This is a genomic window from Janthinobacterium sp. BJB446 (assembly GCF_002735655.1).
GTDB classification, from domain to species: domain Bacteria; phylum Pseudomonadota; class Gammaproteobacteria; order Burkholderiales; family Burkholderiaceae_D; genus Janthinobacterium; species Janthinobacterium lividum.
Window position 1 is genome coordinate 159,566 of record NZ_PDZK01000002.1, and the last position, 14,661, is coordinate 174,226.

The 14,661-nt window shown below is 65.2% G+C and carries 11 protein-coding genes; 3 read left to right on the forward strand and 8 right to left on the reverse strand.

What is annotated here, in order from left to right; translation table 11 throughout:
- Positions 1 to 3: 3 nt before the first annotated feature.
- The 7 genes from CSQ92_RS16425 to ybaK all read right to left on the reverse strand — a co-directional run bounded on the left by CSQ92_RS16425 (position 4) and on the right by ybaK (position 6,295).
- Positions 4 to 1,248, reverse strand: coding sequence for a metal-dependent hydrolase (locus CSQ92_RS16425; protein WP_099394804.1), 1,245 nt, complete (start codon positions 1,246 to 1,248; stop codon positions 4 to 6).
- A gap of 41 nt (positions 1,249 to 1,289) precedes the next feature.
- The gene (locus tag CSQ92_RS16430; protein WP_099395084.1) at positions 1,290 to 2,951 is read right to left on the reverse strand and encodes a GDYXXLXY domain-containing protein; all 1,662 of its coding nucleotides are present in this window, start codon (positions 2,949 to 2,951) and stop codon (positions 1,290 to 1,292) included.
- The gene (locus tag CSQ92_RS16435; RefSeq protein WP_099394805.1) at positions 2,948 to 3,907 is read right to left on the reverse strand and encodes a DUF2157 domain-containing protein; all 960 of its coding nucleotides are present in this window, start codon (positions 3,905 to 3,907) and stop codon (positions 2,948 to 2,950) included. Before CSQ92_RS16435 ends, CSQ92_RS16430 begins: the two co-directional genes overlap by 4 nt.
- A gap of 37 nt (positions 3,908 to 3,944) precedes the next feature.
- Complete coding sequence (locus CSQ92_RS16440; protein WP_070281496.1) at positions 3,945 to 4,235, reverse strand: DUF427 domain-containing protein; 291 nt, start codon at positions 4,233 to 4,235, stop codon at positions 3,945 to 3,947.
- Between the two features lie 70 nt (positions 4,236 to 4,305).
- Positions 4,306 to 4,971: a DsbA family oxidoreductase gene (locus CSQ92_RS16445; protein ID WP_099394806.1), complete on the reverse strand. Its 666-nt coding sequence runs from the start codon at positions 4,969 to 4,971 to the stop codon at positions 4,306 to 4,308.
- A gap of 90 nt (positions 4,972 to 5,061) precedes the next feature.
- Positions 5,062 to 5,706: a glycerol-3-phosphate 1-O-acyltransferase PlsY gene (plsY, locus tag CSQ92_RS16450; RefSeq protein ID WP_230520638.1), complete on the reverse strand. Its 645-nt coding sequence runs from the start codon at positions 5,704 to 5,706 to the stop codon at positions 5,062 to 5,064.
- Between the two features lie 97 nt (positions 5,707 to 5,803).
- Entirely contained in the window at positions 5,804 to 6,295 is a 492-nt protein-coding gene (gene ybaK, locus CSQ92_RS16455; protein WP_034779956.1) for a Cys-tRNA(Pro) deacylase, read from the reverse strand.
- Positions 6,296 to 6,332: 37 nt separating this feature from the next.
- Here ybaK and CSQ92_RS16460 point away from each other — a divergent pair, with 37 nt between their 5' ends.
- On the forward strand, positions 6,333 to 7,319 hold the full coding sequence (locus CSQ92_RS16460) for an endonuclease/exonuclease/phosphatase family protein (protein WP_099394807.1): 987 nt from the start codon (positions 6,333 to 6,335) through the stop codon (positions 7,317 to 7,319).
- On the opposite strand, the gene CSQ92_RS16465 is transcribed toward CSQ92_RS16460, so the two are convergent.
- Positions 7,316 to 9,850 carry a sensor domain-containing protein gene (locus CSQ92_RS16465; protein ID WP_099395085.1) on the reverse strand — a complete coding sequence of 845 codons (2,535 nt, stop codon included), beginning with the start codon at positions 9,848 to 9,850 and terminating at the stop codon, positions 7,316 to 7,318. The genes CSQ92_RS16460 and CSQ92_RS16465 overlap by 4 nt on opposite strands.
- A gap of 393 nt (positions 9,851 to 10,243) precedes the next feature.
- Here CSQ92_RS16465 and CSQ92_RS16470 point away from each other — a divergent pair, with 393 nt between their 5' ends.
- Complete coding sequence (locus CSQ92_RS16470) at positions 10,244 to 11,476, forward strand: efflux RND transporter periplasmic adaptor subunit (protein ID WP_099394808.1); 1,233 nt, start codon at positions 10,244 to 10,246, stop codon at positions 11,474 to 11,476.
- A 3-nt stretch (positions 11,477 to 11,479) separates the two neighbouring features.
- A complete protein-coding gene (locus CSQ92_RS16475; RefSeq protein ID WP_099394809.1) occupies positions 11,480 to 14,599 on the forward strand; it encodes an efflux RND transporter permease subunit in 3,120 nt (1,039 codons plus the stop codon).
- Positions 14,600 to 14,661: the final 62 nt, after the last annotated feature.

Below are 14,661 nucleotides of genomic sequence, written 5' to 3' on the forward strand. Positions count from 1 at the left end.
CCGCTACTTTCCATCCGCTTTCGGCGGCGCCAGCATGTCGGCACGGGGGCGGTCCCAGCCCGGCACGTAGGCGGGGCATGGCCGGCCACGGAACTGCTGCAATTCGACCGTGGTGAAATTCGGCAACATGCCGGGATTGAAGCGCACGTCCGTCAGCTTGTCCGCATTCAACCTGGGCATGCGGGCAAAGCGGAACCACGCGTCGACATAGCAATTGTCTTCCTGCAGCGCGCGCAAGGCGGCCAGGCTGCCCGCCGCTTGCGCGGACACGGCGATGCCGGGCGCCAATTGCTGGCCTTGCTTACCCGTTTCCACCAGGCCCGCCGGGCAGGCGGCGGGCGCCAGCGACTCCGGCAGCAGGCTCAGCGTGCCGCGCCGCAAGGTGTACATGTCCGTTTTGCTGTCGAGCGAGACATAGATCCAGCACAGCGGGTTGCTGGGAAACGCCGTCATCGCCACATCCCACACGCGCGTGCCAGGGTCCAGGCGCTGCACGGCCGCCTCGATGCGCGCGCGGCCGAGGGCCGAGGCCACGCCCTGCGTGCCGATGAACGTGGCGGCCAGCGCGAAGGCCAGCAGCAACGGTCCGCGTCCCCGCTCGCCGGCCCGGCCTTGCAGCAGGGCCAGGATCACGCCCAGCCCCAGCAGCATGGCCAGCGAAGCCGGCGCCAGGTAGGTTTTATAGGTGAAGAAACATAGGGCCGCCGCCAGCCCCGCCAGCAGCACGCTTTTGACGATGCCGTAGTGCAAGGACATGATCATGGGCACGCCCAGCAGCACCCAGAACATGGGCTCGACAATGAAGACCATGTCGCCATACAGCCAGCGGCTGTCAAACGGGTAAAACGGGTGCAAGCCATAGGAATTGAGGAAATCCATGCCCATGTGCAAGCAGAATCCCAGCAACAGGCAAGCCGCCAGGCCGATGCGGGCGGGCACGCTCTCCTTCAACAGCCGGCGCGCACCGGGCCATAGCAGCCACAACAGGGCCAGCAACAGCAGCGCCTGGGGCAAGGCCAGCAGCAAGGTATGCGTGTGGCCCCGGTGGTGCAGCATGTAGCCGAACGGGCGCGGCAGCAATCGGGTGAGCACCAGGTCCAGGTCCGGCGCGTTGCTGGCAAACCAGGCCGTAAAGAGAAACAGCGCGCGCCGGGTGCGCTGGGCGGGGGCCTGCGGCTCGGGCGGCAGGCTGCGGTGTACCAGTTCGCCGACCCCGAGGCCGATGACCGAATGCGTAATATTATCCATCGGGCAATTTTACAGGACGCCCGCCCCCGCGTGCGCGTGCGCTACAGCTTTTCCAGCTCCGGCCCGCGCATGCCGACCAGCAAGGCGCGCCCGTCCGGCATCACGCGGAACTCGCCATAACGGGCTTTTTCCCAGCGCGCCGCCTCGCCTTCCTTGAAGAACCAGGCATCGCTGACCAGCACCCAGTTCCCATCCTTCGGCGTCAGCTCGAGCAGGAATTCGCCGGGCGCAAGGGCTTCCCTGGTGTACGGGCGCAGCAGTTCGGCCACGCCGCGCGCATCGCGCGTGGCCACGACGAGGGGCCGGCCAGGCGCCCGGTCCACGCTGGCCAGCGTGCTCAGGACGCCAAGGTTGACGAAATTGAGGCGCATGTAGTCGCCCTGCATCAGCGAGCGGGGATCGACGGGCTCCAGCGCCACGAAGATCGCTTGTCCTTTGGCAATCAGCTGCTCTTTTTGCCAGATGCCGCCATTAGCGACCAGCAACACCAGCAGCAAGCCGCCCAGCACGCCCAGGCGCGCGGCGCGGTGTTCGGTGGCCACGCCCGCCGGTTTGCTTTCCACCAGGTGCAGCACGGCGCCGCGCATGGCCAGCCACGACAGGGCGCACAGCACGGTGCCAGCCACGGCCAGCAACGCCGCCTTGCTGGCCAGCGGCCAGGCCAGCTGATAATAAAAGCTGCCGAGTATCCATGCGGCGGCCAGCGCGGCCGCCACGGCCACGCGGGAGCGCCCGCTCGTCAGGCAATACGCGAGGATCAGCAGCACGGGCCCCAGCGCCGGCATGAACCAGGACAGCACGACCAGCACCAGCGCCACGCCGATGGCGGGCAACTGACGCAACGCCGGCCAGCGCCATCCCGTCCAGGCGGCAGCCGCCATGGCCAGCACGAGCGACACACCATTCAAGGCTTGCGCATACCAGGCGCCGGCCTGGTGCCGGGTCACTTCGCGCGCCACTTCGCCGGCAAAACCACCGCCCAAGGCGCCGCCCAGCATGAAGGTCATGCCGGACCAGAAGACCAGTCCCAGCAAGATTGCCAGGACCCACCCCGTCGACAGCGATTCCAGGAAGGCGGCGACGGACGCGCCGCGGCCATCGTTGAAGGCTTGCTTCTGCAGCCAGTGGGCGCCCAGCCAGAGGGCCAGGGCCAGCATCCAGGCCAGATACAGTTGCGTGGGGTCGTTTTCGAAAATAAAGTCGCGCGTGCTATCGACGATGCCCAGCCCCAGCAAGCCGCAGGCGACCAGGCCCAGCAGCACCCGCAGCCAGTCGCGCGGCAAGGCGGCGGCCACCACCAGGCATGCCAGGCACAGCAGCAGCGACGCCGTCTGCGTGGAATAGTCGCGGTACAGGGCATAACCGAGCAAGCCGCCGCCTACCAGCAGGCATGGCACGGCCAGCTGCTCGACGAACAGCGCCACGCCGCGCGTGCGGATCAGCAGCACGGCCGCCACCAGTACGATGGCGGCGACGACATACGCGCCGGGTCCGTGGCGCACGACGCTTTCCAGGCCCACGCCCAGCGCAATCATCAGGGGAATGGCGGCCAGCCAGGCGCCGAAGGCCGTCATCAGCACCAGCGGCCACGGCCGTACATCCTGCACGGGACGGGTGGCGTTGGGCGGCAGCAGGCCGGCGCGCGTGGCGTCGTCGATCAGGGTGGCGAGCGCATCGGCTCGTTGACCATGGATAGTGTTCATGCCGCCTCCCGGCGCGTGCGCCACAGGATGCCTTGCACGGTCAGCGCCAGCAGCACGGCAGCCAGCAAGCCCAGCATGGCCAGCGCGCCGACGCCATCGCCATGGCCGTTGAACAGCACGTGTGTCAGCCCTCCCACCAGCAAGGTGTTGATACCGAGCGCGACGGCGCTCAGGCCGAACACATCAAAGAACCGGCCGGTGGCCAGCAGGACGCCGGCGACGGCCAGCAAGCCCAGTCCCGCCCAGTACGGCGATTCGATATCATTGCCGAACAGGGCGCTGACGCCCGTGCCCGTGATAAGGATGGTGGCCAGTACCAGGCCCAGGCGCAAGGCCCAGCTGCCCGCGCCCGTCCAGCGCGCCAGCAGAGGCGAGACAAACGCACAGGCAAGCAGCACGGTCAGCCAGCCGCTGACGAAAATGGACAGATCGGCCGAATCGATGCGCCAGCTGTGGCGCGCCTGCGCCTGCATCCACAGGGTGGCAGCCGTCGACAGTATCAGCATCCATGGCGTCCACAGCACGTCGCTGCGCGCGACCAGGCACAGGGGCAAGGCCAGCACGGCCCACAGGGCGAACAGCTGCCACGGGTCGGCGCCCGTCTGGTACGTCTGGCCGAAATACGCAAACAGGCCGCCGATGGCCAGCAAGGCCAGCAGCAGCAAGGGCACGCGCGCCTTGGGCACGGCGAAGGCGCCCACGCAGGCGGCGGCCAGCACCCCTTGCAGCAGGGCAAAACGGCCCATGCGGCCCAGCTCTTCCCAGTTGGCGGCGACCCAGCAGATCAAGCCCATGCCCAGCAGTGCGGCGCCCAGCACGGCCACGCCGCGCGGCAGCCAGTAGGCCAGGCGCGCGGGTTCGCGCTGGAAGCCGGCCACTTCCTGCAACTGCCGGGTTTGTAGGGCATCGAGCGCATGGTCCGAGGCGAGTTGGTACACGGCGAGGCGTAAATCCATCGTCTGCTTTCTTTGTCAGGAAATTGGGGGAGTCAGGTCAGCGCTCGACGCTCACGCCGCGCCAGAAGGCGACGTGGCCGGCAATTTGCTTGGCGGCATCCTTGGGCTGGGGGTAATACCAGGCCGCGTTGGCATTCGTCTGGCCACCGACGACGAGGTCGTAATAGCTGGCCGTGCCCTTCCACGGGCAGATGCTCGTGTGGCTGCTGGGACGCAGGTATTCCTGCGTCACCGACGATAAAGGAAAATATACATTGTTTTCAACGACTTGCACCTGCGCATCGGTGGCTTGCGCGATGACAGCGCCATTCCAGCTGGCTGTTGGCATTTGACTATCCTCCTTCTGCGCCGAGTGTAGCGCAAAAAGTCTGCCATGGCGCGCGCCATTGGCGCCCCGCTCAAGCGCCGGCGATGATCTGGCGCAAGGCTTGCTCGAACACTTCAGGCGGCTGCCCCCCGGAAATCAGGTGGCGCTCGTTGATGATGACGGCAGGCACCGAGTTGATGCCGTTCTGCTGGTAGAACTGTTCCTGCGCGCGCACCTCGTCCGCGTAGGCATCGGACGCCAGCACCTCGGCCGCCTTGACGGTGTCCAGCCCCGCTTTGCCGGCCACGGCCAGCAGCACCGCATGCGAGGATGGATCCTGTCCCTGCGTGAAATAGGCATCGAACAGCGCCATCTTGAGTTGCTTCTGACGCCCTTCCAGCCCGGCCCAGTGCAGCAAACGGTGCGCATCGAAGGTGTTGTAGATGCGGCCGCGCTTGTCCATGGCAAAGGTAAAGCCCAGCTGCTCGCCGCGCGCGCGGATGGCTTCGCGCGACTGCGCCATCTGTTCCGGAGTGGAACCATATTTGCGGGCAATGTGTTCGCCGATATCCTCGCCTTCGGGCGGCATATTGGCGTTCAATTCGAACGGCTGGAAGTGGAGGTCGGCCTGGACGGTGTCTTGCAGCTTGTCCAGCGCCTGCTCCAGCGATTTCAGGCCCACCACGCACCAGGGGCAGGAAACGTCGGACACGAAATCGATACGGATGGGGGTGGGTGTGGCGGGAGTGGAACTCATGGTGGGCAGCCTTTGCGCGAGTCGGTGGCGGCCGCACCGCGCGGCGCCGCAAGCACAGCATATGCGTGCGGGCCGCGGGAAATCAAGCGCTTACTTCTTCTTGACGGTCGCCTTGGCCGCATCCTTCTTGCCGCCGATCTTGCTTTCCTTACCGGAGAGCAAGTTCGCGATGTTCTGGCTGTGGCGATAAGCCAGCAGCACGCTCATGACGATCACGGACAGCAAGATGGGATCGACGCCGAACAGCAAGCCATAGTAAAACGGCGCGAACAGGGCCGCCACCAGCGCTGCCAGCGAGGAATAGCGGAAGGCATAGGCGATGATCAACCAGGTAGCCAGGGTTGCCAGGCCCAGCCATGGATTGATGCCCAGCAGCACACCGAGGGCCGTGGCCACGCCCTTGCCGCCGACAAAGCGGAAGAACACGGGCCACAAATGGCCGAGGAAAACGGCGATGGCCACCAGGGCCACGGCCGTGTCGCCCACGCCCAGCGCAGTGGCAAAATGGTCGGCCAGGAACACGGCCAGCCAGCCCTTGGCGCCATCGCCCAGCAGGGTCATGATGGCGGCGCCCTTGTTGCCGCTGCGCAGCACGTTGGTGGCGCCCGGATTTTTCGAGCCATAGGTGCGCGGATCGGCAATGCCGTAGACCTTGCTCATCACCACGGCAAACGATATCGAGCCGAGCAAGTAAGCGGCCACTGTCATTGCCACGGTTGTGATTACTGGATTCATTTCTTCCCTTTATTGTGTTTATTACACCAGCATCGAGGCTGGCGCAGCAGAATATACACCATGGCCGATGCCCGGTAACAGCCCGTCGTCCATTTCATTAATCCTGCAGGGCGCACTGCACCGGCTTGGCTTGCAACAAATCAACAAGCACCTGCGGCGCCAGCGAGACGAGGAAGCCGCGCCGCCCGCCATTGATATAGATGCGTTCAAGCGCCAGGATCGATTGCTCCACGTACACGGGCATGGCTTTTTTCGTGCCGAACGGCGACGTGCCGCCGATCATGTAGCCCGAATGGCGCTGCGCCACCTCGGGCTTGCACGGCTCGACAGACTTGCAGCCGATGGCGCGCGCCAGGTTCTTGGTCGAGACCTTGCAATCACCATGCATGAGCACGATCATCGGCTTGGCCGCCTCATCCTGCATCACCAGGGTCTTGATCACCGCATGCTCGGGCACGTTCAATTCGCGCGCCGAGACGCTGGTGCCGCCGTGCTCCTCGTACGGATACGGGTGTTCATCGAAGGAAACTTGATGCTTGCGCAGCAACTGCGTCGCCTGGGTCTCGGAAATATGCTCTTTTTTAGCCATGCGTGATACGCTGATCGTTCAGTGAGGAGTGCTAATTATGCAGGAAGAAATCCGCTTTGCCACATTCAATGTCTGCAACCTGGCCCCCGCCGGGGCGAAATTGTATGACAACCTGGAACCGTTGAGCCCGGCGCAATACGCGGCCAAGGCGGAGTGGACGGCGCGGCAGATCGACCTGCTCGACGCCGACGTGATCGGTTTCCAGGAAATTTTCTCGCAAACGGCCTTGCGCGACGTACTGTCGCGCACGCGCCATTACCGCGAAGCCACCCTGGCCGGCTACGATGCGATGGATGCCGCCGGACGCATATTGCCCACGGTGGCGCTGGTGTCGCGCCTGCCGCTGGCCGGCGCTGGTGTCGCCTGGGCGAATTTCCCTGCCGGCGTGAGCGTGCCAGCCGACAGCCATGTCCTGGATGACAATGCCTGCCGCTTCGCCCGCGCGCCCCTGCACGTCCAGGTCATCTTGCCTGGCGGACAACTCACGGACGTGGTCGTCGTGCATTTGAAATCACGCCGGCCCGACTACCGCCATGGCGACGGCAACGATGCCATCGCCTACGCGCTGGCCAACCTGCGCTCGCTGCAGCGGCGCGGCGCGGAAGCCGTGGCCCTGCGCGTGCTGGCAAGCGAACTGGGCCACAGCGGCCGCCCCCGCATCGTGCTGGGCGACTTCAACGACATCGCCAATGCCGTCACCACGGCCATCGTCATGGGGGCGGGCGGGCCGTGCGAACCACATGGCGACATGCCGGAAATGCGCGCGCGCCTGTACGACGCCAATGCCATCCAGCTGCGCCAGGATGCCCTGCGCCACGTGGGCTACACGAATATCCACGACAGCACCTACATGACGATCGACCACATCCTTGTGTCCGAACATTTCCACGCCGCCTCGCCGCGCGCCATCGGCGTGGTGCAGGAAGTGGGTTATCTCAACGACCATTTGCTGCTGGGCTTGCCGCATGCATCCGACCATGGCCAGGTGCTGGCACGCATCAAGCTGCTGGGAAATATCCACTAATGCAGCAACCTCGCCAGCGCGCTGCCCTCGACTTGCGCGCTGGCATAGCGGCCCTGGTATTGCTGGCAGCCCTGCCCCCGCAGATACGCCAGCTGCTGCGCCGTTTCCACGCCCTCGGCAATCACCGTCAATTGCAGCGCGCGCGCCATGGCGATGATGGTGGCGGCGACGACCGTGTCGGACTCGCCTGCCGCGCCGTTCGCGGCGGCGGGCAGGAACGATGGATCGATCTTGAGTTTATCCACCGGGTAATGGCGCAGATTGGCCAGGCGCGAATAGCCGGTGCCGAAGTCATCGATGGCCAGCCTGGCGCCCAGCGCGCGCAGCTGCGCCAGCACCCCGGCCAGGCGGGCGCCGCCCTTCATCAGCAAGGACTCCGTCACTTCCAGTTCCAGGCAGCCGGCAGGCAAACCCGACGCGGTCAGTGCCTCTTGTACGCCAAGCAATAAATTATTGTGCAGGCATTGCGCTGGCGACAGATTCACAGCCACGTGCCAGGCATGGCCCGCATCGTGCCAGGCACGCGCGCGCAGGCAGGCGTGGCGCAGCACCCAGTTGCCAATCGACACCATCAAGCCGCATTCCTCGGCCACGGCGATGAAGCGCTCGGGCGGCAGCACACCCAGTTGCGGGTGGCGCCAGCGCAGCAGCGCTTCGGCGCCAACGATCTGCCCGCTGGCAACATCGAGCGCGGGCTGGAACTCCAGCACGAATTCATTGCGTCCCAGCGCTTCGCGCAAGCCCTGCTCCAGGCTGGCCCGCTCGACGATTTGCGCATTCATCTCGGCATTGAAAAACTGGAAATTGTTGCGCCCGCTTTCCTTGGCATGGTACATCGCGATGTCGGCGTTATGCACGAGGGTATCGATGCTGTCGCCATCGCTGGGAAAGATGGCCACGCCGATCGAGGTCGACACATGCAGTTCGTATTCGCCCAGCTGGTAGACCTGCGTCACGGCATGCAGCAGGCTGGACGCCACATGGGCCACCTGGTCGATGCCGCCCACCTCGGCCAGGATGATGACGAACTCGTCGCCGCCATGCCGGCTGACCGTATCGACGCCGCGCACGCAGCGCACCAGGCGCCGCGCCACTTCCTTGAGCAGCAAGTCGCCCACGTGGTGGCCCATGCTGTCATTGATGTGCTTGAAATGATCGAGATCCAGGTACAGGATGGCCAGCATGCTCAGCTTGCGCCGCGCGGCCGCCAGGGCCAGCGACAGCCGGTCCAGCAGCAGCACCCGGTTCGGCAAGTCGGTAAGGAAATCGTGCTCGGCCAGGTGGCGCGTGTGCTCCTCGTTTTTCTTGCGCTCGCTGATATCGCTGAGAATGGCCAGGTAATTGCTCAATTGCCCTTGCGAATCGCGGATGGCAGTCAGCGACAGCCAGGCTGGGTAGCGCCCGTCCGCCTTGCGCTGGCCCATGATATCGCCTTGCCAATAGCCATTCGCATCGACCTCGTCCCACACGTGGTCGAAAAACGCCGGCGCATCCGGCTCCACGCCGTGCAGGACGAAGGGCTTGCCCAGCATGTCGTCCAGGCTATAGCCGCTGATCTCGCTGTACGCGGGATTCATGCTGACGACCCGCTGCTGCGGGTCCATCACGACGATGGCGACACTTGCATGCTCGATGACCTGCATCGACAGGTACAGGGCCCGCTCGGCCAGTTTGCGCGAGGAAATATCGCGGATCACGGCGTAAAACAGATAGGTGTGGTCGAGCGTGACGGAAGTGAGCAGCACTTCGCCCCAGAACAGCTCGCCGCTGCACGTCTGATAGCGCCAGTCAAAGCGGCAATTGCCGTCGGCGTGGGCCTGCGCCGCCAGTTGCGTGCCGCTCAACGATGACAATTCGCCATCGGGCTGGCGCAAGGGCGAAAAGTCGCTGAGGCGGCGCCCCAGCAGGCGTTGCCGGTCTTCACATTGAAACAGGGCAATGGCGGCCGGATTCGCCTCGGCGATATGCTCATCGCGCAGCAGCAGGATGGCATCGGCGGATTTCTGGTACAGCTGGCGGAAATTGTCGCCCATCAGCAACAAGGCGCCCTGCGCGGCGCCATCCTGGCCGCTGGCTGTGATGTCGACATCGATGCAGACCACTTGCCGCACTCTTCCGGACTGCATGACAGGAAACACGGTGGAACAGATGCAGCGCGGCGCGGCCCCATCGGCATCCAGCTTCCACAAGCGCGTGCTGCGCGCCTTGCCGCTGTCCCACACGGCTGCCAATTCACCGGCAACCTCCTCGGCCACGGTGGCGGCGTCCGGCAGCGAAGCGGCCACCCTGGCCCACGGCTGGCCCAGCGCCAGCTCCGCCGTCACGCCATACAGGCGCGCCGCGCCAAAGCTCCAGTAGCGCACGATGCCATCGCGGTCGATGCCGCGCACGGCCAGGCCGGGCGCCTGTTCGACGGCGGCAACAATGATGGACAGCAAATCGAGCGCCTTGCCGGCCGGCCCCGCCTGCGGTTCGGCAGCGGCCAGCAAACGGCCCGGCGACGGGGCGGCTCCGACAATCCGATCAGACATCAGGCCCCCCGTGGCGCGGCAGCGCGGCAACCGGCGGGCGGATGGCCTGTCCGGTGGCGCAACCATCCCGACCATTCTTGCGCGCCCGCGAATCGGCTTCTTGAGGATGCGCAAGCATCGTGACGCGCACCGCGGGCATGCCGGCAGTGGTTCCGGTCGCCGTTTTTTGCATTCCAGCCCCGATTTTGTGCAATCTGTCGCACGGCGATGGCGGCCAGACTTGAATCTTCCTAAAGTGGCAACATGCGCATCGCCGTGAACGACCGCAGCGGCAGGCGTGCTGCCTGCGGCCGCCACGGTGATGCGCTACCCGAATTCTCCCGGCCAGCGACAGGCCGGGTCCGCACCGAGACCTGGCGCCGAACCCCTGCGCCGCTCCTGACTAAAAAACCTATGAAAAACGAGACCCTGCCCCCCGCCTCCCCCCTTGCCGCCACGCGCCGCCGGCGCTGGCGCACCCCCGTGCTGATCCTGGTCGTGCTGGCCCTGGCCGGCGGCGGCTGGACGGTGATGCAATCGAAGCAGCAAGCCGCCAAGGCTGCCGAACTGCAAGCGAGCAAGAAGAAGGAGCAGGACAAGACGCCCGTGCATGAACTGGCGCAGGGCGACGTGGCCGCCATCGATGCGCGCGCGCTGGCAATCAGCCTGCCCCTGTCCGGCTCGCTGGCGCCCTTGACCCAGGCCACCATCAAGGCCAAGGTTTCCGGCGTAATCCAGGAAACGACCTTGCAGGAAGGCCAGCATGTGGCGAATGGGCAAATCCTCGTGCGCCTGGATGCGGCCGACCAGCGCGCCCGCCTGACGCAGCAGCAAGCCATGCTCGACGAAGCGCAGGCGCGCCTGTCGATGGCAAGCAAAAACGAGGCCAATAGCCAGGCCTTGCTCAAGCAAAAGTACATTTCGCAAACGGCCTACGACACGACGCAAAACTCCGTCGATCTGGCGCGCGCCAGCGTCAAGTCCGCAGCCGCCATGGTCGACATCGCCCGCATCGCGCTGGCCGACACGGTGATTCGCGCGCCCATGGCCGGCATCGTCAGCAAGCGCCACCTGCAGGCCGGCGAAAAGGTCTCGCCCGACATGCCCGTCTACACCATCGTCAACCTGGCGCAGCTGACCCTGGAAGCGCCCGTGCCCAGCGCGGAAATCCCCCGCATCAAGCTGGGCCAGGATGTGCACTTCAAGGTCGACGGCTTCGGCGCGCGCGACTTCGCCGGCAAGGTCACGCGCATCAACCCCACCACCGAGAGCGGCTCGCGCGCCATGCTCGTCTACATCGCCGTCGACAATGGCGATGGCGCGCTGCGCGGCGGCATGTTCGCCAAGGGCAGCATCGTCACCGAGCGCTCGTCCGTGGCCCCGCTGGTGCCATTGACGGCCGTGCGCAATGAAAAGCAGGGTCCCGTCGTGTATGCGCTGGTGAACAACAAGGTGGTCGCCCAGCCCGTCACGCTGGGACTGCGCAACGAGGATGAAGGCTATGCGGAAGTGACGTCCGGCCTGGTGCCGGGCGCGAAAGTCATCATCGCCAAGCTCGATGGCGTCAAGCCGGGCCACAGCGTGACCTTCGCCGCACCGGCTGCCGCCCCTGCCGCGCCGGCAGCCGTGCTGGCACGGAAGGACTGAGCCATGTGGATGACCAAAGTCAGTATTCAAAATCCCGTCTTCGCCACCATGGTCATGGTGGCGCTGGTGGTGCTGGGCATCTTCTCCTACCGGGGCCTGGGCGTGGAAAGCATGCCCAGCGTGCAGTTCCCGTTCGCCGCCATTGAAGTGAACTACCCGGGCGCCTCGCCCGAAGCGGTGGAAAACGACATCACGCGCCCCATCGAGGACGCCGTCAACACCGTCAGCGGCATCAAGACCATCCGCGCCAACTCGTGGGAAGGACGCGCCGGCGTCTACCTGGAATTCGAGCTGTCGACGAACATGGACAAGGCCATGCAGGACTTGCGCGACAAGGTGGCCCTGGTGCGCCCCCGCTTCCCGAAAGAAGCCAAGGACCCGTTCATCGCCCGCGCCGAAGGCGACAACGAACGCCCCATCGCCACCATCGTGCTGACCTCGACCGGGCATGACCTGCGCTCGCTGTCGACCATGACGGAACAGATCATCAGCAAGCGCTTCCAGGGCGTGGCCGGCGTGGGGCAAGTCAAGCTGCGCGGCTTGCGCGCGCGCCAGATCCTCATCAGCATGAAACCGATCGAACTCAATGCCCAGGGCATCGGCGTCGATGAAGTGATCCGCGCCATCCAGGCGACGAATACCAATTTGCCGGCCGGCTCGATCAGCCATGGCGCGGCCGAACAGCTGGTCCGCGTGGAGGGCAAGATCAAGGATGCGCGCGAATTCGGCAAGATCATCGTCGCGCGCCGCGCCATCGGCCCCGTCTACCTGGACCAGGTGGCCACCGTGGTCGACGGCGAACAGGAAGAACTGTCGATCTCGCGCATGAACGGCCAGCAAGCCGTGACCATGGAAATCACCAAGGTGCAGGATGCCAACGTGGTCGAAGTGGGTACCGGCATCCTGAAAGTGGCGGCGGACCTGCAAAAGACGCTGCCGCCCGATATCAAGCTGCGCGTGCTGGACGACGAATCGGAACGCGTGCAAAGCCAGCTCAATAACGTCAAGCGCACCATCATCGAAGGCGCCGTGCTGACCATGGTGATCGTCTTCCTGTTCCTGCACTCGTGGCGCTCGACCATCATCACGGGATTGACCTTGCCGATCTCCGTGCTGGCCAGCTTCATCGCCATGAAGGCCTTCGGCTTTACCCTGAACTTTTTGACCCTGATGGCGCTGTCCTTGTGCATTGGCCTGTTGATCGATGACGCCATCGTCGTGCGCGAAAACATCGTGCGCCACCTGGGCATGGGCAAGAACCACTACAAGGCTGCCAACGACGGCACCAATGAAATCGGCCTGGCAGTGATGGCCACCACGTTCGCCATCGTCGCCGTGTTCGTGCCGGTCGCCTTCATGGACGGCATCATCGGTCGCTTCTTCCTGCAGTTCGGCATCACCGTGGCGGTCGCCGTTCTCGTCTCCCTGTTCGTCAGCTTCACGCTCGACCCCATGTTGTCGTCCGTCTGGCGCGACCCCGTCAAGGACCGCTTCAAGTATGCGCCGTGGCTGGGCCGCTTCATGGCCTGGATCGAGACGGGCATCGACCGCCTGCACGTCTGGTATGGCAAGGTGCTGGCAGTGGCCCTGCGCTGGCGCAAGACCACCCTGGCCACGGCCGTGGCCCTGTTCGCGGGCAGCCTGATGCTCGTGCCGATGATCGGCGGCGAGATGTTCCCCGAGACGGACCAGGGCTGGGTCAACCTGCGCTTCAAGACGCCTGTCGGCTCCAGCCTCGAATACACGGACAGCAAAGTGCGCCAGATCGAAACGGCCCTGAAGGAGTTTCCCGAGATCGACAGCCTGGTGGCCAATATCGGCACGCCCGATGGACGCAACGCGGCCGAGGTGAACCTGAAACTGACGGACCTCAAGACGCACAAGCGCCGCTCGCAGCAGGAACTGGAAAAGCTGATCCGCGAGCGCCTGGCGCCGATCGCCGGCATCACCCTGTCGGTCGGCAACCGTCCCATCTTCATCGCCATCCTCGGCACGGATGAAGGCAAGCTCGATGCGGTGGCGCACCGCCTGATGGACAAGATGCGCACCATCAAGGGCCTGGCCGACATGGAGTACAGCCAGGAAGGCGCCAATCCATCGACCACCGTGAAAATCAATAACGAGCTGGCCAGCGACCTGGGCTTGTCGGTGCAGCAGATCGGCAATGCCCTGCGGCCTTTTGTAGCGGGCGACACGGTCAGCCACTGGTTAGCCAGCGACGGACAGAACTACGACGTCAACGTGCAGCTGCCGAAATCGGGCCGCCAGAAAGTGGCCGACCTGGCCGACCTGTCGCTGGCGTCCAGCAAGTTTGACGCGAACGGCAAGCCCGTGATGATTCCGCTGCGCCAGGTGGTCGAATTCGTGCCGTCATCGAGCCCGCAAGTGCTGAAACGCCAGGCCTTGCAGCGCCGGGTCGCCATCTATGCGGGCGTGCAGGGCCGCCCTGCCGGCGACGTCGACGCCGACGTGCAGAAAGCCATCAAGTCCATCGACCTGCCGCCCGGCGTGCGCTTCGACGTGGCCGGCAATGCGCAGCAGATGGCCGAAACCATGGGCGGCGCGATGATGGCGCTGGGCATTGCCGTGATCTTCATCTACCTGGTGCTGGCGTCGCAGTTCGGCAGCTTCCTGCAGCCGATCGCCATTATGGTGTCCTTGCCGCTGTCGCTGATCGGCGTGCTGGCCGCCCTGCTGATCACGGGCAGCACCCTGAACATCTTCTCCGTGATCGGCTTCATCATGCTCATGGGGCTGGTCACCAAGAATGCGATCTTGCTGGTCGACTTCACCAACCAGCGCCAGCGCGAAGGCCTGGGACAGTTCGAGGCGCTGATGGAAGCGGGGCAAGTACGTTTGCGCCCCATCCTGATGACGACCCTGGCGATGGTCTTCGGCATGCTGCCGATGGCCATCGGCATGGGCGACGGCGGCGAATCGCAGGCGCCGATGGGCCGCGCCGTCATCGGCGGCGTCATCACCTCGACCTTGCTGACCTTGGTGGTGGTGCCCGTCGCCTACACCTACCTCGATAGCCTGGGCAAGCGCGCCGCGCGCTTCTTTGGTGGCAGCGGCGGCGAGCATGCCGAATCCGCCGGCGACGGCAAGGCACACGCCCACTGATAGACCGGTCGCCTTCACCGTCCCCGCATTGGCGGGGACGACGCGGCGGCTTTCTGAAGAGA